The sequence below is a fragment of the Pseudoxanthomonas sacheonensis genome (assembly GCF_031455975.1).
Lineage (GTDB): Bacteria > Pseudomonadota > Gammaproteobacteria > Xanthomonadales > Xanthomonadaceae > Pseudoxanthomonas_A > Pseudoxanthomonas_A sacheonensis_A.
Genome location: NZ_JAVDTT010000006.1, coordinates 38,570 through 60,758, shown reverse-complemented (window position 1 = coordinate 60,758; position 22,189 = coordinate 38,570). Strand labels below are relative to the sequence as shown.

Sequence of the window (22,189 nt, the reverse complement as noted above, 5' to 3'; positions counted from 1 at the left end):
AATTTGAATTAGTGTTATTCGGTCACGCAGAAACGCACATAGTTAAATTCCGATAGCCTCCAACTCATCGGCACGCTTGGATGTCATTTCCAAGAGGCAATCGTTTGCCTCAAGTCGTTGCCCCTGCCCCTCTTCATCGGCATCCCACCCACATTGTGCGTCGCGCTCCTTAAGCCATTGCTTTTGCTTCAACTCCAACTCAGCCTTTTCGTTGGCGGCTAATGCTCCCTGCAAACGTTGATACGCCACATTCAAGCGACCGTCCTGATACTCAAACTCAGATTCGATACAAGCCTGCATCTCAGGTACAACACCGCCAGACGCCTTGATGCATTCTTCAAATGAACTACGCAGCATTGAAGCGTCTCCTTTTGTGGGTTGCGTTGAACTGTCGACCTTCGCATTAGATGTAGCGGCGAATTGGGACGCATCGTTTGTGGATGCAACGGATGGTGGTGAAGGTGGCAACGATGCCTGCGCGGCCGCGTCAGCATTACTCCCCGGGGTTTTGGAGGAACAAGCCATGAGGAAAGTTGTTATAGCCATCAATAGCAGGGGCTTGCCGCAATCCATTTTTTACATTCCTATCTAGTTAGCTATTAGTTCAACAAATCTTCATTTTTAGGGATTCCGCGTCCGTTAATCCAGTCTTACTGGCAAACTGCAATCGGAATAATACACGCGACAGTTCACGTCGGCATTCCGGCATTTGCTAAATCCTAATTTCTCGGCCTCTTCAACTGTTGCTCCCCTTGCAGTGCTGTACATGCTATCCCCGGTAACCAACACTGCACACTGGTTGTAGTAGGAAATGTCCACCCTACAATTTGCGCCCCCATTTTTTTTGCATGCTTCAAGTGCGGCTCGTTTCGCTTTTTTTTCGCTCGTCATGTCAACAACGGCACCTAATTTCGCGTTGTCAGCATCAGTTGCAATTGCACCCCACCGATCGGCCCAACGCTCCTGTGGGGGAGCGGCATTCTCCAGGGAGGGAAGATAGACAGTGTTGTACTGCGGTGAGTTTGGATCGCTTATGGGCAAGTTCGCCTGCTGTTGCGGCGTCATTTGCGCCCAAGCCATACCACTCAGCATTAGCAGTGTGGCCGCGCCAATCAATTTTCTCTTCATAAATTCACCCTCGGTGCTGCAAAGTATGTGCGTGTGCTGGATCATGGGCCGCATGGACCACAGCGATGAATAGATGCTAGCAGTCACATTGTCTGTTGCAAGACTGTTCCATGTAACAAAAGCCCCGCTTGTGCGGGGCTTTTGTGAGAGATAAACAAACAACGATTTACATCGTTACCGCACGCCGCTGTTCGCGCTCTTGCTGCACTTGAGGCTGAGGCTGGATTTCCTGCTGCACCTGCGCCGTGCTCTTCTCGAGCGGTTCTGCGGCAGCCTGCGCCTTGTCCAGATGCACGCGGTTATGCGCAGGATCATTGGGCGCGCCCTGCACCGCGAACAGGCCTGTGCCGTTGGTGCTTTGCAGGACATGGTCGATTCGCGTCAGGCCGCTGGCCTTGGCTTCGAACACCGTGGCGCCGGCCGCGTTCTCCAGTTCTTGCCGGCTCTTGAACGCCTGCGGTCCGAGCTGCTCCAGACCTTTCACTGCCTGCTGGTACAAAGCATTGTCAGGATGGCGCGAATCGGAGAGCAGAGGAGCGGATTGCGATTTCTTCAACGCCTCCAGGGTTTGCGGACCCGCCACGCCATCAGCCTTCAGACCATGTGCCTGCTGGAAGCTCTGCACCGCCTCCTTGGTGCGGTCGCCGAAGCCACCGTCTTCGCGCAACGCGCGGCCGTCTTTGTCGCGGTAGCCGAAGTTGTTCAAGGTGTCTTGTAGCTGGCGGATGCTTTCGCTCTTCTCGCCATGACGGAGCACGCCGTCGCCATCATTTTTCCCGGGCTGCGCTGCGGCAACTGCGGGGCTACGTTCGTTGGACTGCTGACTCATCGGACGGCCTAAATCCCCCGTCGATAGTTTTTCCATCAGCTCTGGCGTTAACGCCTTTTCCCATTTTTCGAAACGTGCCTGACGATCCGCCAGACCATTCTCGCCACCGTTGATGGCGTGCGTGGCCTTGGTGACATCCTCGCGTGCAGATTCCGGCACACGGGAATTCCAATACCAAGTCGCAATCTTCGCCGCATTTTCAGGCTCCGCGGCCAGCTCCGGATGTTTCACCAGATCCAGCCCCAAGGCTTCCCCCGCTGCACGGTAATTGTCCTTGCCCGTTAACTGCATATATCCACGTCCGTGGAATTTGTAACCGTCGCCTGGTTCGTCATTTCCCATGCGGCCGCCATACATCAGCTCAGCCAGCTTCTCGGGTTTTCCTTGCAGAGCTTCTAGCCGCGCGTCTTCCAGCGCTTCCTTACCTTCCCGCATAGCGGATTTGACTGGAATCTGCCAAGTTCCCTTGGTGTACCTGAAGCTTTCTTCCAGGCGGGTAAGGCCGCCAGACTCATGGCCCACTTGTGCCATGAAGTTCGCCAGCTCTTTTTGCGAGCTTATTCCCGCCGTGCTCGCCGCTTGCAACAATTGCGTTTCTCTGTCCGTTGCCATCTTGTAGCTCCTCATTCCTGATGATTAAACGCCGTTACTCTCTGTCTTGGAATCCATTCCTGCTTTTAGAGAGACCTTTCTTCTACTTTCCCTCCACTTTCGGCAAGGTCTTCGGATCGAATTCCTCAAAACGGATCGTGCCGAAATCCTTGCCGGTCAGTTCTATTTGCTTCTCTTCCCCAGTTTCCGTATCAGTCACGGCTCGCACCGCCTTGTCCAGTAGCCAGTCCTGCTGCTCAGCCGAGTATTTGAAAGCGTACTCATCGGACCAGCGCTCGCGCGAGCCGCCTTCGATGAGCGCCGTGAAACCGCCTTTGTCCACCCGCACATAACCGAACGGATCACCAGCCATGCCACCACACTGCGCGCAGGGGACAAGTCGATCATTCTGTTTAACTTTCTGGAGTTGTCCCGCGCTATCGCGCATCAGCAGCAAAGTTGATCGCGGCGTTCCTTCGCCCAACATCTCGGCACCGCTTCCCGGATGATCGAGCACCAGTACCACGCCTTGCATGCCGTTCCCGCTGAGGTCACCCTGCTGACTGGAAAGTATTTTTGAGTTACCCTCGGCAAATGCATTCAATTCGGCCACGGTCGCTTCCTTGTGACTGGATGTTTCTTGCTTGGTAGTTTCCGTCGTTGGCATGGCGCTTTCGGTCTTTGCCTTTTCCGGCGAGGAATCTGTAGCAGCTGTGGCCGGAGCACCCATCTGGCAGCCGGTGATGACCGCCGCGCAAGTCAATAAAATGATTTTTTTGTAATTCATTCGAGCTCCATCTGAACTTTCACAGAGGATCGTCATCAATCCAACCTTGCCGGGAAACTGCAACCGGAATAGTAGACGTGGCAATTCTCACCCCCATTTTCACGACAGATCGGCATCCCAATTTCTACAGCTTCTTCTACTGTCGGTGCATTTGATGAAGCGGTCGCCCCATCTCCTGCTATTACCGCTGCACATTGGTTGACGAAATAACGCTCAATGGAGCAAGCGCCCCCGCCTCTTTTTTTGCATTCCGCGAGAGCAGAATGTTTAGCCTCATCCTTGCTCACCTTGTCAGTAACAATGCCATATGTGACATCTCCATCACTGGCAATGGCCCCCCATCGATCTGCCCAGCGTTCTTCTGCAGGTCTTGGCGGCGCAGCGAGACCTGGATTGTAGGCAGGCGATCGTGGATCGGTGTTGAGGAAGCCGCCGGGATTGGTAGGACTCTGTTGAGCCACAGCCATATAACTCAACATTAGTAGTCCAACTGCGATGAATAATTTTCGCTTCATTAAGATCACCCTGTTACCGGAGTTACGACTCGCTAGTTAACCCTAGTGATATTACCGTGACCTGAACTGAAACTATTCTCTCTTCGGCGGACCAAGGCTAGGAGTGTTGTAGGTCGGAGTCCGTACTCCGACGTTCTGGCCTCTATCGCCACCTCTCTCGGTATTCAGCTGTCTATCGCCGTCCCGACCACCCAGTCGCTGGGTCGGCATGACAGTATCCGACGTCTGCCCAGTACTGTTGCGGCCGATCTGACCGAACGAAGACTGCGCCACGAAGTTGGCCAGCGTGCCCTGGAAGAATGCCGCCGCCATGGGTGGGGCCATGACTATCAGGGTGCTCATAACCAATCCCAGACCGCCTTGCTGCAGGGCCATGGAGTTGACGCCCTCGCCGCCGCCGGTGAAACCGCTGGCTGCGTACTTGGCCAGAAACGCCAGTGCCACCGCGCCCACCACCTTGGTGGCCAGGCTTACCATCACCGTCAGAACGCCCAGGCTGAAGGCAGTGCCTATGCCGTAGAACAGCCATCGGCTGAACATCCCTTTGGTCTGCTCGAACAGCAACGACAGCACGAACAATGGTCCGAAGCCGACAAACAAGGCCATGGCGATCTTGTTCAGCAACAACAACGAAGAAGCGATGACCGCCGGACCGGCGATGCCGATGCCGGTGAACCAGATAGCGCGATCCTTGTCGTCCTTGACAGTCTCTTCCTGCTCGTCCTGCAGCGCATCAATCGCCGCCATCGAGGCCGTCATGATCGCCAGATTCTTGTCGATGCTCTCGTAGGGATCACTTTCGTCCGCGACTACGCCGATGATCGCTTTGCCAAGCCCATCGGTGAGGGCCCAGTACATCTGCGAACCACCGGCAGCCATGCTGGTAGCCACGCCGACGATGAGCACCGCGCGCAACGAACTGACTACCAAGCCCATCAGCGAGTCGCGCGACTGCCCAGTCACTATCCGGTAGCCCTGATAGAGGATCCAAATCGTCATCAACGAAAAAATGAATGAGCTCAGCATCAAGGAGAAACGCGTCAGCAGTTCCCAGGTATAGGCGTCAATTTCGTGGCGCAGGAACTCGTTGATCAGCTTGAAGAATACGAACTGACTTAGCTCACCCATAGGATGCTCCACCAACGACTGCGGCCCGCCCATCGCGTGGCCAACATTGCATACCCCACATATATCACCCCTGTTGTGCAGGGCCCGGTTGCGGGCCCTGCCTTGCCGGCGCGCATTCGCACGCCTGTGTCATTTGTCCAATCTGTCGCTTGTGTTCCTGCAAACCAGAGCCGTTTACAGCCAATCCATCCGCCTATCCGGGTCGGGCGATTTCAGAGCTTCCAAAGTGCCACCCATCACCGCGCCAGCCACCAGCGAAGAGCCGATCGCGCCGATATCCGTGCCGAAGGGAGAACTGCCCTCACCGGCCTTCTTGCCAGCCAGACGGTTATCGGTTTGCTGGGTCTGGAACTGCTTGAGGTAGCGCAGTCGGGTATCGTAGGCGTGCATGGCCGATTCCATCTGCGCCTGGTCCAGCGCCATGCGCGTATTGAGCGCAATCAGCTTGTTCGTGTTGTTCTGCAGCTTGCCGTAGTTCTCCGTCTTGCCCTGCAGGCCGGCTCGCTCCTTCTCTATCTCGTCGAGCATTTCCTTGCGTTTCGTGGTGATTTCGAACATCTTCACCATGTACAGGTATTGCGAATTTTCAGTCTTGATGATCTCTTCGCAAGTCGCTTTTTGATCTTCGTTGGCCGACTTGCAGCGATCAGTGCCCGTGGTCAGGCTGATAGTTCCTTTCTCGATCTTCTGCTCCGGATCGGTAACGGCCTCGCCGCTGGCCTTGTGCGAACCGATGGCGTGCTGCGTATAGATTTCGCCGAGCTTCTTGTTGACATTGCCGTCGCCAATCCGATCCCTGACCAATTTATCGGCAACTTTCCATTCGGCGCTTGCGCTGCCTGCGACAAGCAGTGCGATCAGGCACCCGCCGATGAGCGGCATTTTGTTGATACGGCGCTTTGATGTTTTGGTCGTCTTCTTCATGGGATCACCTCGGAACTGGTAGTCATGTGAGTGCGGGGTCTTGCGATTCATCGGGCATCTGTCTGCATCAGGCGCGGGCATAGCGTTCACCACCGCTTCTAACCGCTTCTTTGCTCTTTCCCTTGCCCGAGCCCCTGCGCTGGTCATAGAACTCTGACAGCCAGTGCTCGGGGCGGAGCTCGTTAACCGGAACGCCGGCCGCTTCGGCCTGCTGCTCCAGCACCTGATGCATGATTTCGATGTTGTCGGTGGAGGCGGAGATGACCGCCAAAGCGTCATCCATGCCGCGCAGATTGAGCTGGCAAACGCTGGACGCATGGCCCTGCTTGACCAGGAAGCAGCGCGAACGCTCATCCAGACTGACCACCACCTGATACTCGGCTTCGGTCAGCTTCAGACCCTCGATGTAGTCGTCGCGGCTCGCGTTGGGGTTGGGCAGCAAGATCATGGTCGCCGTCTGCTCGATCAACGCGGCGGCGATATCGCTGGCCAGAGCGTCTTCCGGGCTCTGGGTGGCGAAGATGCCCAGGCCGTTCTGCTTGCGGATGGTCTTCTGCTTGTTCTTGGCGAATTCCTTCAGGCCGCCCTTGCCGTCGAGGATTTTCCAGAATTCGTCCATCACATAGATCAGGCGGCGGCCGTCGATCAGCGCTTCCAGACGGTGCAGCAGGTAGTTGATCACCGGCACGCGCACTTCGGGATTATCGATGATGTCGGTGTAGTCGAAGCCGATGATGTTGGCTTTCTGCAGATCGATGGTGTCCACCGGGTTGTCGAACACCCAGCCATGCGAATTGCCCGCGGTCCATCTGCGCATGCGCGCGAACAGGCCGTCGTCGCCCATGTTGGGGAGGCTTTTCTGGAAGTTGGTCATGTTGCGCAGGTGCATGGGCGTGTCGAGCATGTTCTCGACCGCGCGGAAGATGTCCTCTTCGTCGCGCGAGGTATAGCTGGTCTTGCCCGCCAACACTTTGACCAGATCGGCCAGGAACTGGAGGTTGGCCTCATTGCGCTCGCAATGAAAGGGGTTGAAGCCGGTGGGTTGGCCGTTTTCCAGAGCCAGGTAATTGCCGCCGCAGGCACGCACGAAGATCTCGGCGCCGCGGTCCTTGTCGAAGAAGAAGATGGTCGGCGACGGGTCCAGCTTCTGCACCTGGCTGAGCAGGAAGTTGATCAGCGCGGTCTTGCCGGTACCGGACTTGCCGATGACCATGGTGTTGGCGATGGCCTTCTCGCCCAATGAATTCTCCGCCGGATGGGTAGCGTGGAAATTGAAGTAGTAGGGCTGGCCGTTGGTGGTCTGCAGGGTGGTGACGCATTCGCCCCACGGGTTGTTGTCTTTCTTGCCGGAAGCGAAGTTGTGCAGCGGCGACAGACCCAGGAAGTTGAGCGAGCTGACATTGGCCAGGCGCGTGCGGTTCTTCCAGTTGCCCGGGAGTTGCGAATAGAACGAAGACGCCACCGCCAGGTCTTCCTTGGCGGAGACGAAGCCTGCGTTGGACAGCTCGGCGCGAGCGGTGGCGATGTTCTGCGAGAGCTTCTCCTGCGATTCGGCGTACAGCGCCAGGGTGAAGTGATATTCGCCCAGAACGAAATTACCCGACGCCAGTTGGTCCATGGCGTGGTCCAGTTCGACGATCTGGCTGACCGCCTTGTCGCCGGAGGAGATCATCCGGCCCTTGGTGCGGTCCAGCACTTTGATCGCATCCTGCCGGCCGATGGGGCTGAACGAGTGAGTCACCACGTACTCGAAATCGAGGTATTTCAACCCATTCAGGATGCCTGGATAGGTACCGTCGGTGTATTCCTTGATGTTGAGAATGGCGCCGAAATGATTGACGCCATTGGGCGTGTTGATGATGTAGTCGCCGGTCTTGTCGGAAAACATATGCCGGCTGACCGGCAGGTAGCTGCTCACCGGCGCACTGAGCACCGGCACCGGTTCGTCGATGCGGTTGAGCAAGTAGCCGAAGAATTCCAGCGCCTCGGAGAACACCACCCCGTTGCTGGCTTCGTACATACCCAGCCGATAGGGCGAGTAATCCTTCAGCACCGCTTCCAGGTTGCCGGCCAGCTCCTGGATTTTGGCGATGGCCTGGTCCTGCTCTGACTGCAACTGGGCGATGTTGGTGGATTTCTCCACCAGCCGTTTGCCGGTCACCACCGGGCGGTAGATCATGGTCAGGTACAGCTCGTTCTGCATGATCTTCTGCGAGGATAGCGACTCGAAGTAGGCGTCGGACATGTCCTGGTTGAAGGCCTGATCGAACTTGCTGCGGGTTTTGATCCGACGCCTGCGGCGTATGTCGTGCACCCAGAACGCCAGATTGGCGAAGTCCGGCGCACGCAGCGTCTGCAGCATGCGGTTGAACGTATTGTGGCGGTGCTCGATCTCCCATTCGTCCCGCCCCACGAACGGCAGCCCGCCCAAATGCCACACCAGCAAATAATCGCCGCCGGTGGTTTTAAGCACCGAAGGCGAGACGTGGGTGGAGAGCGGAATGAATTCGCTGATGGAGGTGTCGGGGGTGAACATGCTTCGTGTAATCCAGGGAATTCGTAGAGCCAGGGACAATTGGGAAAGCGGGTGCGCCCGTTTAAGAGCGCTGTGCTGGTTTGGTACGGTAACTATTGGGCGAGAACACCCACATGCCCGAATGGTGTTGCAGGTTCCTTGCCTTCAACTTGAACTGCAGGCGCAGGCCCAGCAGACGAAAGATCATCTCGTCGCGCCTGGCCATCTGCCGCATGACCATGATCACCGGCGGCAGCAGGAGCAGGCAGTACATGTTGATGTAGAAGGTCAGCAGGATGCACGCGCCGGCCGCCATGAAGAACGGCAGATAAGGCACGCCCAGGAACATGGCCGGGCGCGTGCAACCCCTGAACAGTACGTTTTTATGCATAGAACGCCGGCAGACTGTTCAACAGCATCGTGGTTCCGGTGCTGATGTCTGCGTTGTCTCCCAGCAGCATCTTGGCGAGCTGCGCCGCTGCGCCGATCAGGAAACCGCCGATCAGCACTGGCGCTACATCGGAAATTCTCTTGTGTGCAAAGGCGATCTGATAACCGGCGAAAATAACCGCAATGGTGACTACCGCGATCGAAGCGATGTTGAGCAGGGAATTGAGGCCTGAGAAGAACCCTTTTACCTTGTCTTCTGCGTCGCCGAAGGCAGAGCTGCCTCCGGTTGTCGCCATCGCGATGCTAGGGGCTGCCAGTACACCGACGAACACGACCGCCATAAGCAGGGAAGACATCAGCTTTTTGGCATTGGCGTGAGATTCGTTATGGATGGCTGGTTTCATGTTTCTGATCTCCTTGGTTGATTGCAAAACGGAAAAACAAGCGGCGGCGGATAACGGTGAGCTGCCGCGGGGGGATGACGGGCTAGAAAACAAACGCCTCGTCGGTTGGCGGCAAAGGCATAGCGGATGCTGGTGTCGGAACTGCCACGGGCGCGCTCGCCATCGATGGCGAGGCAGCGGCAGTGCTTTGCAGAACGACCGGCGCTTCCTGCACGAGTTCCGAGGTGCGCGTCGGTGCGGCGGCGCGCGGGGCTTCCTGCGCCACCGCGGGCTGAACCCGCGAGGGAGCCGTCGGCTGCGCCTGAGATACGGCGGCCTGTGGCGGAGCGGCATAGACGGGATAGCGGCTTACCTCGACGGTCCGACGGGAAGGCCGGCTCACGACGGGTATGGCCTGGCCCCGAGAAGCACTGGCGGAGCCGGGAGCGGTCTGGCGCATCGAAGCGTAGATCTTCTGCACGTAACCATGGCGATAACCGGTAACGAAATTGCCGGAGTAGTAGCAACTGAACGATTTCCCCCAGTCGCCGCCCGAACGTCCATAGCATTCGGCCAGGATGCGCGAACCCGCTTGCAGGTTGGGGCATACCTCAAAAGCCTTCTCGTAGGAGTTCAGGCCGTACTTGCTGAGGTTATAGCGATTCACTTGGGCCACGCCCAGCGAAAAATTGAAGCCGCGGCTCTCCAGCATGCGTACCGTGGCGAGCGCTTCCGACAGGTTCTTCGGCTGCCGCACCAGATGCCCGCCGACCACGCCGATGGCATACGGGTTGTGCGACGACTCTACGCGCACGACGTGATGCATGACGTCCGGCGGAACCGCCAGATCGGCACAACTCATTAGCTCCATGCCAGGTAACACCGCGTACTCCTCCATTACACGCTTACCACTTCTTCGACGATCATCCGACAACCGTGGAATCCCACGGCTCTCCGAATTCACCACCGAATATCCCTGCACCCATATTTCATGAGCGGCATAGCGTTGTCAACTTGCTGTATCCGCAAAATTCTGCGGGGAAAATGTTACATATCTGACCGGCTTCACAATTCACACGTCCGCTATTGGTAGCACTCGCTGCTTCTTCGAAGAAATGCCAACACAAGTAACCGGGTGACTGTGCGTAAGACCGGCCGACAACGTTATTCCAGGTTACTCAGCGAACGTCCTCTCCGGGTTGAAATCGATGCCTGTAATGCTGCGCTGGCCCGCATGGGCCTTGATGTGCACCAGGATGTCGATGGTCATCATCAGCAAACGCTTGATGATGGCGAATTCCAATCCCGCGCCCTCTGCGGAGGCTTTGACCATCAGCGCCAGCTGGTCCCAGGTCTGAGTAGTGCTGCCGGCGTGGCAGCTGGTGATGGAACCGGGATGGCCTGAGGCGCAGTTGCGAATGAAATAGAAGGATTCATCGCCGCGCAGCTCGGCCAGGATAATGCGATCCGGCTTCATGCGCAGGCAGGCCTCCATGCAGCTTTTCGCGGTGACGTTGCTTGTGCTTTGTCCGCCCTTCGAATAAAGCAAATGCACGGCGTTGGGCTGGCTGATGAACAATTCCCGGGCGTCCTCGATGGTGACCAGGCGCTCGTCTTCGGGAATATGGTTGACCAGCGATTTCATGAATGTGGTCTTGCCGCTGCCGGTCGCGCCCGAAACCACGATGTTCTTCTTGTACTGCACGGCCTTCTTGAAGAATTCGGCATAGTTACGCGAATACTTGAGTTCCAGCAACTCGCGGTCGTGGTCGCTCAGCGCGTGGCCTTGTTCGAGGATCTGGTCGAAAAACCCATCCTCCTGGTACTGCTGCAAGGTCTTGGTGTGCTTGGACGGCAGACGGATGGTGATGGACACCTTGCCCGCGTCGCAGGCCGGCGGAATCACGAATTGCGCGCGCTGCCCGGTGGGAAAGGTCAGCGACACCACCGGATCGGTATCGGTGATGCGCTGTCCGGTGTTGCTTTCGTTGACGACCGCGGTGCAGAACTGGCGGGCGCGCTCGAAGTTCAACGCCGGCACTTCGACGCGCTGCCAGCCTTGCCGGCTCTCCAGATAGATCTCGCCGGGCCTGTTTATGCAGATCTCGGTGACATCGGGCGAACTCATGTACTCCAGAATTCCGAGTACCGAGTACTGGTACTCCAGGAATTCATTGGAGACGCGCGCGACTGGGGAATCGTCCGTATCCATGGTGCTGGCCCGCGTCAGTTGCGGGCCAGCACGTTGGTGAAATCCACATCTTTGGAGACATAGACATTGACCACCGTGCCCTGGTTGATGGTGACCGTAGGCGGACGGTTGACGCTCTTATCCAGCGCCTGATTGGCCAGACGCTCCATGGTCCGCGCCGTGGTGCTCTCGAACGGCGTATCGAGCACGGTGCCGTTGGTGATGGTGGTGGTGCGGGGACCGTGCTCGGCAGCTGCGTAGCTGAAGGCATCGCTGATCATGCTGATCAGCAGCGCCGAGGCGATGCGGCTGCCCCAGTGCGCGTTGTAGTCGCCCGGATGGCCTGCGCCGCCAAGATTATCCACGCCGGGACTGGCCATGCTGACGTCGATGCCGTTGGGCGTGGTGATGCGGTCCCAGATCACCGCCACGCGCGGACCCGTCGCACCGGCATTGTTGTATCTGCCCGAGATCTTGGAACCCTTGGGCAGGAGCAGGCTGCGGCCGTTGATGGAATAGATCGGCTCGGTCACCACGCAGGAGGTGAATCCGGGGATATCGGTGATGATGCGGGTCTCGAGCACGCACCGGATATAGGTGCCGCGGACCAGCAGGGCGTCCGGCCTGTAGATGAACTGCGCGCTGGAAGGCTCGTTCTCGGGCGGCTCAACCGGCTGCGCGCCGGGAATCGCCGGCTGCCCGTAGGCGTTGCCTCGCGCATCCACGTTTGCGCTGTCGACACCCGCGCTCATGCGGCGCTCCATCAGGCTGGGCTCGCGCGGCGCGGGCGGAACATCCCCGTACTCGGAGGGATCGGGCTGTTCCGAAGGAAGGGGCGGCAGCGCCGGTGCAGCGGCGTATTGCTCCACTTCTATCGGTTCCGGCTCCGCAGGGGCGCCGGTATTGCCGGGCAGCTCCGGGATCACCACCTTCTCTTCGCGCACCGGCTTTGCGACTTTGTCGTCGCCGGAGCTGGCGCTCTTGACCATCCAGAATGCCGCCACGACCAGCAACGCGACGATGCCGGCCAGAAACAACAACGCCTTGCGGTTGAGTCGCTGCAGCTCGTTGGATTTCAACTGTGGTGCGTTGGCATCCAGATCCGGCGGCGGCGCGCCCTGCTGACTGGCGTAATAGGGGTTGCTGGTTTGATCGCGCGCATCCGCATCGCGATCAGGATCGCGGTTATAGGACGCGTTGGCATCGCCCTCTTCATCGGATCTGCCTGGCGGGTTGGGCGGCATGTTCTGGCTCATTGTGTTTTGTTCCTGCGCAGACCGACGGCGTTCTTGCCGTGCCGGATGACCAAATAGGGGTAGGTGCCATGCACGATCAAGGTGTTGCCCTCAACCGTGGTGTTGACGACGAAATCCTCGCTGCCTTCGCGTTCGCGACCGAAGATGGCGGGGAAATTTCCGGTCGGAAACGCCTTCAGATCGCTCAACTTCACGTAGGTGAACTGACCGTCGTCGTACACGTTGGTGGGTATCAGCCAGCCTTGTTTCTTGGCCCTGCGCGTGGAGTAGTCGTAGTTGAAGTTGTAGCGCCGGTTCTTGTCCAGCTGCGTATTGAGTTGGGGTCCGCTTTCGACTTCGGCGACGAACTGGGTGTCGTTCGGATAGGCGAAGGTGATCTTGTACTGTACGCCGGCCTGCTTGGCCTGGCTGAGCGCGGTCCAGTCGGTGGCCACTACTTTCAATTCGAAGATGTAGGAATGGGTGGCGGTGCGGACCACCATATTGGTATCCACGTCCACGTTCTTCGGCTTGAGATAGAACACGTTCTCGCGCCTGGTCAGATCCCAACCAGCGCTGAAGCCGGTGCTGAAATCCAGAATCTTCTCGTTGGGGCTCAGCTCGATCTGGGTGGTGATGCCGAGGCCGGTGCGCACCTCGTAGATGCGGTCGGACTGGTATTCGTATTCCTGCACCACCTGCGCGCTGGCCGGCAGCGCCAGACAGAGCAAGGCCAGGAACAAGGTCGCTGCCAGGCACTGGTTACTCGTGCGTTTCATCGGTTGCTGGCTCCATTGGAGTTGTCCGTGGGTAAAGGTGGTGGCGGCGCTACGCTGCCCGGCGGCGCAGTGGCGGCGGGGGGTGCGGCGGTCGGCGGCGCGGCGGGGGGATAGGTGCCGGCTGGATAGGTGCCGGCTGGATAGGCGGCCGGGGGATAACCCGCATTCTCAGGCAGCGTTCCAGGCGGCGCAGCCGGCAGGGCGTTCGGGGGCGCTTGCTGCATGACTGGCGCCGACGGTACCGCTGTTTCCATCGGCGGAGTGGCGTCGTAGTCGCTGTCGACCCGATAGTTGGTGACCTGGAAGCCGAGTGGATTCTCGTGGCGGTATTTCTCGTCCATCTTGAGGTTCGACTTGTAGGTGAACTCGATGGTGGCGATCTTGCTATCCAGCGGCGCGGAGGCGCCCGAGACCTTGTCGAAGAGGCTGCGCTGGAACCGCACGGTGGCGCCCTTGTATTTGATCTTGCCCGTGCCGGGTATCAACGAAATACTGAGGATATTGACCCGGATCGCCTTGCTCTTGCCGTAGATATTCCGCGGACCGCTGGGATTCTTCACGTTGTGCAGACTGGTATAACCCGCAGCGACGTCTGGAGAGGACATGCTGTAGACGGTGGTCCAGTCGCGCAGGTTGATCAGCGCAAGGTCGTAGGACTCCCTGGCCAGCACGAAATGGGCCACGTTGCTGCGGTTGATCGCCTCACTGCTGGTGATGCTGCGATCGCCGAGGTCTTCATCGAGCCTGGCGACCGAACTGGTGCCGGTGTAGGCGTCGGCCATTACCAGATAAGGGACTTTTTCCTTCAGCGGCAGCATGTAGAAATAACCTGCCGCCAAGATAAGCGACAGCACGATGGCGCCGGACGCGACGAACCATGCCCTGCGCTCGCTACGCCTGGCCATATCGGCCAGGGTGATCTCGAAATTGACCGCCTTGGAAACCGCGTTATCGATCTGCGGCGATGAAACTCTCTTCCCGAACATCAATTTAATTCCTTGAAGCCGCTATGGGGCGCTGACCTGGAGATATTCCGACCATGCTCAGGGAGTGGTCGCCGGCGTATCCGCTGCCGCGGGCGTGTCCCCACCGGCCTCGGCCACGCGGACAACGATCTGGTTGTTGCTGGCAGTGACCGATACCCGTTGCCCCGCGTAGGCGGCGGTCAGCTGCGAAACGGCCTGCTGCAGATCGTTGGTCTGAATCTGCGCCACTGGCCCGTATAGCGTGAAGTCCGAAGGATGCAGATAGGACAAGGTCATCTTCGAGTCGTTCGCCCAGCGCGTAAGCATGGTCTTGAGCGTGCCGTCCATGGGCGAGGCATGGAACACGTAGGACTGGTACAGGGGAATCTCTTCGGCCGTCGCTGCGTAGCGATTCACCGCTTTCCAGCGGCCGCCGAAATCCGGAGCCGGGCGCGTGGCGCATCCGGACAACGCGACAACCAATAGGATCAACACGTACCAGTAGCAGCCAGCCAGAGTTTTATGTTTCACACTTCACCAACGGATGAGATTGAAAGGATCGACTGACGCGCCGATGCCGCCCTGCGGCCGGCATGGCGATGGGAATAAGAGGCAAGCGAAAGGCGCGGCCCTGCACGGCCGGTGATGGCGTCGCGTACTGGGAAGCGAATTGCGAAAGAAGGAATCGCGCGAACGGATCCGACGTGCCGGCCGGCATATCCCGGACCCGCATCGGCAGCGACCGTATAGGAATTTCGCGACATTAGTACCCCACCTCCCTGGCAGAAACGCTCCATGAAACACTTTCCCCGTGGATTGCGCCCGATCCGGCAACGCTCGAGGGCGCGCGCGGATGGCGATCTCGCCTAAACAGGCGGATAAGCAATCTAGCCGAAAATTAGCTCGATACAACCGGCATAGTCAAGCACTGTGACCGCGCGCAAGTTGAATGTCGCATTTTGCGAATCGCGAATCGCGCTGTTTCATTCGCGCGGATGGGCAAACGATAGGACGATTGTCATGTCGTAACAGGCAGGTGACTATCGGTAGCACCGCTTTTTCGATCGATTGCTTTTACCGGCATTTCAATGATCCTTGACCACAATGCGCTCCCGCAGGTCATCCTATGTAACGCCAATGAAACAACGCGATGCGTAACTGGAAGGATCCATGCCGCGATTTTCACGCGCGCGCCGCTAGCGTGAGGCTGGCCTCGCTCCGGACGGCATGCCGCGCATGAAAAGATTCCACAAACGGGACTTTCCCACGGACCAGGTGCGCCGCTTCCTGGAACCGGGCCCCATCGTGCTGGTGAGCTCGGCATGGAAGGACGAGCGCAATATCATGACCATGGGCTGGCACATGATGATGGGCTTCGATCCGTCGCTGTTCGCCTGCTACCTCTGGGAAGAGAACCACAGCTTCGAGTTGATCAGGCGCAGCAAACAGTGCGTGATCAATTTGCCCACGCTGGATCTGGTGGATACCGTGGTGGGCATAGGCAACTGCAGTGGCGCCGATATCGACAAGTTCGAGAAGTTCGGGCTCACCGCGCAACGCGGCAGCAAGGTGGAAGCGCCCCTGCTGGCGGAATGCCATTCCAACTTCGAGTGCCGGCTTTACGACGGCAGCCAGGTGGGCAAACACGGGCTCTTCATCTGGGAAGTAGTGAAGGCTCACGTCGCAATCGCACCGAAGATTCCGCAGACCGTGCACTATCGCGGCGAGGGGAAATTCATGGTGTCGGGGCCGGACATCTCGCGGCGCAGCCGGTTCAAACCCGGCAATCTATGAGGCGCTTCAAACGCACTGCGCGATTTTGTTGCGCATCGCCCTTGCCGACCGCCAAGCCAGTCATTGCCTCGTCTGCGAGGCGTGCGCAGCCGCGCCTTCCGACCCCGCTGCGGATGCGTCGGCCGCCTTGTCTGCGTTCGATCGCGGGAGCACGACGCGGTTCAGGTTGCGTGGAGGCGTAGCGGTCTGTGCCTGTAGCTGCGACGGCGCTGCGTGGATCGCCGGTGAAACGTCCGCTGCCGACAGCTGAGCGATCAGATGCTGAGGAAGCAGGGCCGACAGGAACGCAAACAACCAGGCGAGTAGTTTGTGCAGGGAAAACAGGAAGTCGGTACTGCTCATGGCGCACCCGGCTTGTGTGGAGTGCCGGCGAGGATAGTCGCCGCTTTGCCGGTCTTGGCGACGGCAGCGACGGGACCCGGGATGGCGCGACGAAACGGGCGATTTTGGCGCTGGAATCCGGCGCTTGGGGCGGGCAAAGCCCGCTGGCGCGCGGGGTCAGGGGGTCCGACCGCTGGCGCATGAGGCAGGAACGCCGGGGCTAGGACAATCGGAGAAAGCGAATCGATAACCGATTCAAATACGTGCGCGGTATCAATAGTCCGATGCGGAATCCTGGCAAAAAACGTATCCGTGTTTCTTCACGCGAGGCAAGCATCCGCTCGCGCATGTTGGCGATGCGGCACTCGTTGCCGCAGGCAATGGAGGAGAACCACTTGAACCAGCACAACCCCAACCCCGGCGGACCTTTCCAGCCCCCTGCGCCGCGACCCGGCGAAGCACCAAATCCTGCGCGCGACACGCCGCCCTGGCAGCCCAGCGATCCGGTATTCCCGCCCTCGCACGATCCCGGCGTGGATCCCGATGGCCCACCGCCCGCCGACCCTGCCCAGCCTAGTGGCCCCTAGCAGAACGTCGGCTTTTCAGAACAGGCGCGCAACGCCTGCAGGTGCGGGCGTTGCTTATTCGATGCTGATGATCGTCGCCGCGTCGCCCGCCAGTTCCAGCGTGGTCCCCAACGCAACCGCCTTGCCGCTCATCGCATCGCGGCCCTTGCTGCCGGCTTTGATGAACCTGCCGAACCGTTCCAACGCCAGCGGCGCGGGTTTGGCATTTCGGTTCAAGGCCACCATGACGGTGTCTTGGCCGTCGTAGCGGAAGTAGACATACACGCCGTCGACCGGCGCGAAGTGCTGCAGCTTGCCGTGCTGCACGACCGGCGTGTTCCTGCGCCAGTCGAGCAGCCGCCGCAGGTAATCCTGTGCGTCGCGCTCTGCCGGCGATAGACCGGCGCCGGTAAAAGCGTTCTTCGCATCGCCCGCCCATCCACCGGGCATATCGGCGCGGATGTTGCCGTCTTCGCGCTCGCGCGGCCCTTCCATCAGTACCTCGGAGCCGTAGAAGAACTGCGGCGTGCCGCGCACCGTGGTCAAATAGGCCATCGCGATCTTGAACAGCGCGACATCGCCCTTCACGTTGGCGAGCATGCGCGTGGTGTCGTGGTTTTCGGCGAAGACGACCAGACGATCCGCATCCGGGTATAGATAATCGTTGGCCAGCGCCTCGTACAACCGTATCCAACCCGTATCCCAGCCCTCTGCTTCCCTCAACGCATCGCGTAGTGCGGTGTGCACAGGGAAATCCATCATGCTCGGCATGTGCGGAACGTGGCCGTCCGCATTGACCTTGCCGCGTTGCCAATGCGCGACCGTGGCCGGACTGGCGCTCCATTCCTCGCCGACCATGCTGAAGTCCGGATATTCATCGAGCACCGCCTTGCCCCATGCGCTGAGGAACTCGGCATCGGCGTAACCGAAGGTGTCTTCGCGGATGCCGGACAGACCGGCGTACTCGATCCACCACAGACTGTTCTGGATCAGGTAAGTGGCCAGGTGCGGGTTGCGCTGGTTGAGATCGGGCATCCCGGGCGAGAACCAGCCTTCCACGAAGTCCGCCTTATCCTGCGGCGCCGCGTGCGGATCCTGCACCGTGGTGCGGCGATGGTTGGTGGGTGCGAACTTGCCGCCGTGGTTGATCCAATCCGGCGTGGGCAGGTCGCGCATCCACCAGTGGCTGGAGCCGATGTGGTTCAGCACCACGTCCATGATCAGACCGACGCCCTTGGCGCGTGCGCTGCGGGAAAGCGCGCGGTAATCCTCATTGCTGCCGAAGCGCCGATCGACGCGATACAGATCGGTGATGGCATAACCGTGGTAGGAGAACTTCGGCTGGTCGTTTTCCAGCAGCGGCGTGGGCCAGAGCTGGGTGAAGCCCATGCCGGCGATGTAGTCGAGATGTGCCGAAATACCCGCGATGTCCCCGCCATGGCGTCCATTAGGCGAAGCGCGATCGGCCCGCTCCTGCATGGCCGCGACGCTGTCGTTGCTAGGATCGCCATTGGCGAAGCGGTCCGGCGTGATCAGATAGATGGCGTCGGAAGCATCGAATCCCTTGCGCGCCGCCGAACCGGCTTCGCGCGCGTCCAGGCGGAATGGATGGCGCGCCGCCACGCGATCGCCGTCGACGAACTCGATGTCGAACGTGCCGGGACTGGCGCTGGCCGCGATCTCAAGCGTGACGAACAGATAATTGGGATTCGCCACTCGCTGCACGTCGATCACGGTCACGCCAGGTCGCGAGAGCCTGGGCTGCAACGGTCCGATCGCGTTGCCGTGCACCATCAGCTCGACACGGGAGTGCTTCATGCCCACCCACCAGCTGGCGGGTTCCAGATGATCGATGGCGAAGTCGCGCGCGGACGCGGACGCGCTGAGCATCAGACCGAAACAGAAAGCGATCACTACTTTCATGCGCGCTGTTTTCATACAAGATCCCGAAGGCCGTCGAATGGCGGATGCATTCGCGATGTGCAGCGAGGCTACAAGTCGGAGCCGTTCGCGGGAAATGAATTCGTATGTACTGCGACGCAGCAGCGGCGCGGCCTTGGCTTTCGATGGCTCCCAAACAAGGACGGCGGCCCTGCGGCCGCCGTCTTTGTTACTGCAATCGCGCCGGGCGGATTATTTGCCCTTGCCATTGCCTTTGTCTTTGCCGCTACCTTTTTCCTTGCCGCCTTGGCCCTTGTCCTTCCCTTTGCCGCCGTGGTCGCCGCTATCGTGACTGGACTTTCCATGTCCACTGCTGGCGGCAGGACGCGGGGCATTACCTTTGCCCTGCGACTTGCCGGGACCATGCTTGGACCAGTCGACATGCACGGGCCGATCGATGACGACCGGATAACCCCATCGCCCGTAGGTGGACACCGTGCCGCGCTTCAAGGCATGGAAGGCCGGAGAGCCCGGCTTGATGCCGTAGTGCTTGGCCACGTTGCCCCAGCCCCGACCGGGATTACGGTCGTACTCGCGCACCACGTTGACGCACGGAATGCCTAGCGAATGAGCCAGTGCGCAGGCGTAATAAACATCGGCCGGCGCCCAGCGGCGACGATCCAGCAACTCGACGATCAGGCTGCGCGGCGCGCCGTAATAACCGGTCATCTCGCCCACGAACGGATCGTGGTAGCGCCGGCCGTAGTCGTTGATTTCGCCCAAACGGGTATCCACCCAGACGTCGCCGGTGCGGATGTTGTAACCCACCGTCTGCGCCGAGGCCGCTGTACCGATGCCCAGACCTACCGCCAGCGCGGCGGCCAGGCCTATCTTCTTCAATGTCTTCATCACTCGTCCCTCCTTGTGAAATGTGGAGCAAGTGTCGGCGCCGCCGAGTGAATCAAACCTTACGAAATCGTTATCCGCTCAACGCCCACCGGACGCGGTTAAGCAAGCGCGGCCCATGTCTGCCATTGCTCTTCCTCTCTCAATAAGGAGAACCACCCGCCTGGGAGGAAGCGAGCACGCCGGCTTCCACGGACACCATATAAGTGGTCCCGCCAGCCGGCATCCAGTTGGAGAGATCGAAACCATCACCGGCGGCAATGCGCGCGACGCCGATATTGCGGTAGGTCAGCGGTTGCTTGGCGGCGCAGACCTGCGGCAATCCTGGCGCCTGCAGGAAATAGACCTTCCCCGACCCCACCACGCTGGCGTAGCCGCCATTGGCCACCAGCAGCGCGGTCATTTCGTCCACGGCGATGCCGCGCGGCGCGGCGCTCCAGCCGTAGGCCGCCACCCGGCACAGGAAGGCGATGTCGCGGCCCATGCGGTCGCGCGCGGCGAAGTGCGGATCTCCGATCACGCCTTGCAATGCCGGCACGCTGGCGAAGTCGCGATCGAAACTCATGTAGCGGTTGAACGGATCGGCCACGGCCTGACTGCTAGTCACGCCCTGGCTGGCCTGCGCGGTGTAGACGAACTGGGTCAACACGTTCAATCCGGCGCTGGTTCCGCCCACCGGCACGCCCTGGGCGATGCGCGCGTTGAGGGTGGACTGCACCGGCGTGTTCTTCCAGAAATTGATGTAATTGGACTGGTCGCCGCCGGCGATCCACACCACTTCGGCTTGGGCGATGATCGCGGCAACCGCCGGCAGATTGGCGGCCGTGGCGCTGGGAATGATCAACGTGGCCACCGAGTTCGTGTTGGGGCACAGGTCGCGCACATAAGGGTTATAGGCATCGGTGCCGGTGGCGCGGATCACCAGGAAATCGCCGTTGCCGCCCAGGCCGCACAACCATTGGAAAGCCTGGTCGACGTCGGTGCCTCCGCCCATCAACACCACGCCGGGAGTGGTGGCCGGCGCCACATCGGCGACATTACCGACGCGCAAATAGGTATAAGGCGGAGCTTTTGCGGCCAGCGCGGGAGCGGCCAGAACGAAAGCGGACAAGAGCACCAGCAGGCAACGCAGCATGGAACACCTCGTAGTCAGGGCAATCTACGCCGGAGTGTGCATAGGGCTCCCTGGCCGCACAAGCTGCACTGCGGGGTAGTTCTTCGCGGGATCGTTCGATGTCGTGAGAGTCGCCGCGAACAATGCGATCACCACTCGATCAAACGAGAGAGATTCCATACCGCGACTTCCCTATCCGTGGTTTGCTCGTAGATCGAGAACTTTATGGTCTTCGATTCGTCGCCGGACAAGAAGAAACAGGCCGCATCGCGCGCAAGCGCCTCTTTCGCCTCGCGCGTGCTCTTTTGCCAAGCCGGCCCGACCCAGAGTATCGGCCGGCCATTGTCGACGGAGGCATTGATCACCAGTCCCGACGGAATGCCGGCCTCAAGTTTCGCCCGGCATACCTGCATCCGCGCCGCAGCCTGCGCCGGACTGGGCGGCGCGATCGTCGCCACGCGCGCGGGCGCGGCGGCCGACACCGCAGGATCATCGGCGGTAGGCGAACAGGCGGCGAGCAGGAATACGATCGGGAACAAGGCGGCCGTCACACCGGTCTTCAACGGTAGCCTTTCAAATCCCCCTCGCGTGCGGCCAGCATTGCGCGGCGTCCCCGCGCAGGAAAGCTGTCGTTCTTTCCTATCCATACCGGTCTCCTCGCCTCTCCACGCATCCTGACGAAGGCTTCCGACCGATTCAAGCCATCCTGCGCGACTTCGGCTAACCGAGCGCGCAGTAACAAGGCCAAACCATGTCACTCGACCTGTGCGGCCAGCTTCTTCGGCGCTAGCAGGCGATAGCTTCCGGCAAGGAGATCGGCCACCTCGTCCCAATCGGTTTGCGCATCGATCGCCAGGCCCGCGATATCGGGCCACCACACCGGTTTGAAGAAAGGCGCCTTCGAGAACCTGGATGCTTCGAGCCGCGCGCCGGAACGGAACGTCAACACCGTGAGCGGACCTTCGGATTTCGCGGCGCGCGCGTAAGCCGGCGGCCAGCCCGAATCGATCACCAGCACATGGGCGAAGTTCTTCTTGCGGATCATCCAGCGCGTACCCACCCAGGCCCGCTCTTCGTAGGCCTCCGGTAATTCCAGACAGATCGCCCGCAATCGGGTGACGATGGCGATCGGGACAGCGGCGTGTGCGGTCACTCGTCTTTCCTTCTTGGAAAAACCCGGGCACGACTATAGCGGCTGCGGGCGGCGTCATGAACTCGCGCAGAGGGGTTTTGCGGAAGTTGTCCGC

At 59.8% G+C, this 22,189-nt stretch carries 24 protein-coding genes; 2 read left to right on the top strand and 22 right to left on the bottom strand.

Features of this window, described 5'->3' with window-relative positions; translation table 11 throughout:
* Positions 1–42 precede the first annotated feature (42 nt).
* The 16 genes from J2W94_RS17765 to J2W94_RS17690 all read right to left on the bottom strand — a co-directional run bounded on the left by J2W94_RS17765 (position 43) and on the right by J2W94_RS17690 (position 14,855).
* Positions 43–357, bottom strand: a complete 315-nt coding sequence (locus J2W94_RS17765) for a lysozyme inhibitor LprI family protein (RefSeq protein WP_310096267.1) — start codon at positions 355–357, stop codon at positions 43–45.
* 282 nt (positions 358–639) lie between these two features.
* The gene (locus J2W94_RS17760) at positions 640–1,128 is read right to left on the bottom strand and encodes a DUF4189 domain-containing protein (RefSeq protein ID WP_310096265.1); all 489 of its coding nucleotides are present in this window, start codon (positions 1,126–1,128) and stop codon (positions 640–642) included.
* 166 nt (positions 1,129–1,294) lie between these two features.
* A complete protein-coding gene (locus tag J2W94_RS17755; RefSeq protein ID WP_310096263.1) occupies positions 1,295–2,569 on the bottom strand; it encodes an XVIPCD domain-containing protein in 1,275 nt (424 codons plus the stop codon).
* An 82-nt stretch (positions 2,570–2,651) separates the two neighbouring features.
* The gene (locus J2W94_RS17750) at positions 2,652–3,335 is read right to left on the bottom strand and encodes a hypothetical protein (RefSeq protein ID WP_310096261.1); all 684 of its coding nucleotides are present in this window, start codon (positions 3,333–3,335) and stop codon (positions 2,652–2,654) included.
* A 35-nt stretch (positions 3,336–3,370) separates the two neighbouring features.
* A complete protein-coding gene (locus J2W94_RS17745; protein WP_310096259.1) occupies positions 3,371–3,850 on the bottom strand; it encodes a DUF4189 domain-containing protein in 480 nt (159 codons plus the stop codon).
* A gap of 72 nt (positions 3,851–3,922) precedes the next feature.
* Positions 3,923–4,978, bottom strand: a complete 1,056-nt coding sequence (locus tag J2W94_RS17740; protein WP_310096257.1) for a type IV secretion system protein — start codon at positions 4,976–4,978, stop codon at positions 3,923–3,925.
* Positions 4,979–5,152: 174 nt separating this feature from the next.
* Complete coding sequence (locus J2W94_RS17735; protein WP_310096255.1) at positions 5,153–5,953, bottom strand: hypothetical protein; 801 nt, start codon at positions 5,951–5,953, stop codon at positions 5,153–5,155.
* Between the two features lie 16 nt (positions 5,954–5,969).
* On the bottom strand, positions 5,970–8,438 hold the full coding sequence (locus J2W94_RS17730) for a VirB4 family type IV secretion/conjugal transfer ATPase (RefSeq protein ID WP_310096253.1): 2,469 nt from the start codon (positions 8,436–8,438) through the stop codon (positions 5,970–5,972).
* A 61-nt stretch (positions 8,439–8,499) separates the two neighbouring features.
* Entirely contained in the window at positions 8,500–8,808 is a 309-nt protein-coding gene (locus J2W94_RS17725) for a type IV secretion system protein VirB3 (protein WP_310096251.1), read from the bottom strand.
* Positions 8,801–9,211: a TrbC/VirB2 family protein gene (locus J2W94_RS17720; RefSeq protein WP_310096249.1), complete on the bottom strand. Its 411-nt coding sequence runs from the start codon at positions 9,209–9,211 to the stop codon at positions 8,801–8,803. Before J2W94_RS17720 ends, J2W94_RS17725 begins: the two co-directional genes overlap by 8 nt.
* Positions 9,212–9,293: 82 nt before the next feature.
* Complete coding sequence (locus J2W94_RS17715) at positions 9,294–10,061, bottom strand: lytic transglycosylase domain-containing protein (RefSeq protein ID WP_310096358.1); 768 nt, start codon at positions 10,059–10,061, stop codon at positions 9,294–9,296.
* 303 nt (positions 10,062–10,364) lie between these two features.
* Positions 10,365–11,402, bottom strand: a complete 1,038-nt coding sequence (gene virB11 / locus J2W94_RS17710; protein WP_310096247.1) for a P-type DNA transfer ATPase VirB11 — start codon at positions 11,400–11,402, stop codon at positions 10,365–10,367.
* A 14-nt stretch (positions 11,403–11,416) separates the two neighbouring features.
* Positions 11,417–12,637, bottom strand: coding sequence for a TrbI/VirB10 family protein (locus J2W94_RS17705; protein WP_310096245.1), 1,221 nt, complete (start codon positions 12,635–12,637; stop codon positions 11,417–11,419).
* Entirely contained in the window at positions 12,634–13,395 is a 762-nt protein-coding gene (locus J2W94_RS17700; protein WP_310096243.1) for a TrbG/VirB9 family P-type conjugative transfer protein, read from the bottom strand. The genes J2W94_RS17705 and J2W94_RS17700 overlap by 4 nt, the downstream gene beginning before the upstream one ends.
* Complete coding sequence (locus J2W94_RS17695) at positions 13,392–14,381, bottom strand: virB8 family protein (RefSeq protein WP_310096242.1); 990 nt, start codon at positions 14,379–14,381, stop codon at positions 13,392–13,394. Before J2W94_RS17695 ends, J2W94_RS17700 begins: the two co-directional genes overlap by 4 nt.
* 57 nt (positions 14,382–14,438) lie before the next feature.
* Positions 14,439–14,855: a TcpQ domain-containing protein gene (locus J2W94_RS17690; protein ID WP_310096356.1), complete on the bottom strand. Its 417-nt coding sequence runs from the start codon at positions 14,853–14,855 to the stop codon at positions 14,439–14,441.
* A gap of 741 nt (positions 14,856–15,596) precedes the next feature.
* Here J2W94_RS17690 and J2W94_RS17685 point away from each other — a divergent pair.
* Entirely contained in the window at positions 15,597–16,154 is a 558-nt protein-coding gene (locus J2W94_RS17685; RefSeq protein WP_310096241.1) for a flavin reductase family protein, read from the top strand.
* Positions 16,155–16,214: 60 nt separating this feature from the next.
* Here J2W94_RS17685 and J2W94_RS17680 read toward each other — a convergent pair whose 3' ends face one another.
* Positions 16,215–16,496 (bottom strand): hypothetical protein, encoded by a 282-nt coding sequence (locus J2W94_RS17680; RefSeq protein ID WP_310096239.1) that lies wholly within the window; start codon positions 16,494–16,496, stop codon positions 16,215–16,217.
* Between the two features lie 374 nt (positions 16,497–16,870).
* Between J2W94_RS17680 and J2W94_RS17675 the strand changes: the two genes are divergently transcribed.
* Positions 16,871–17,062, top strand: a complete 192-nt coding sequence (locus J2W94_RS17675; RefSeq protein ID WP_310096237.1) for a hypothetical protein — start codon at positions 16,871–16,873, stop codon at positions 17,060–17,062.
* 54 nt (positions 17,063–17,116) lie between these two features.
* Here J2W94_RS17675 and J2W94_RS17670 read toward each other — a convergent pair whose 3' ends face one another.
* From J2W94_RS17670 to J2W94_RS17650, 5 genes are all read right to left on the bottom strand, one after another.
* Complete coding sequence (locus J2W94_RS17670) at positions 17,117–18,979, bottom strand: glycoside hydrolase family 13 protein (protein ID WP_310096235.1); 1,863 nt, start codon at positions 18,977–18,979, stop codon at positions 17,117–17,119.
* A 195-nt stretch (positions 18,980–19,174) separates the two neighbouring features.
* Positions 19,175–19,831, bottom strand: a complete 657-nt coding sequence (locus J2W94_RS17665; RefSeq protein ID WP_310096234.1) for a hypothetical protein — start codon at positions 19,829–19,831, stop codon at positions 19,175–19,177.
* Positions 19,832–19,970: 139 nt separating this feature from the next.
* Positions 19,971–20,963, bottom strand: a complete 993-nt coding sequence (locus tag J2W94_RS17660; RefSeq protein ID WP_310096232.1) for a cyanophycinase — start codon at positions 20,961–20,963, stop codon at positions 19,971–19,973.
* 128 nt (positions 20,964–21,091) lie between these two features.
* The gene (locus J2W94_RS17655; protein ID WP_310096230.1) at positions 21,092–21,493 is read right to left on the bottom strand and encodes a hypothetical protein; all 402 of its coding nucleotides are present in this window, start codon (positions 21,491–21,493) and stop codon (positions 21,092–21,094) included.
* A 203-nt stretch (positions 21,494–21,696) separates the two neighbouring features.
* Positions 21,697–22,095 carry a hypothetical protein gene (locus tag J2W94_RS17650; protein WP_310096228.1) on the bottom strand — a complete coding sequence of 133 codons (399 nt, stop codon included), beginning with the start codon at positions 22,093–22,095 and terminating at the stop codon, positions 21,697–21,699.
* Between the last annotated feature and the right edge of the window lie 94 nt (positions 22,096–22,189).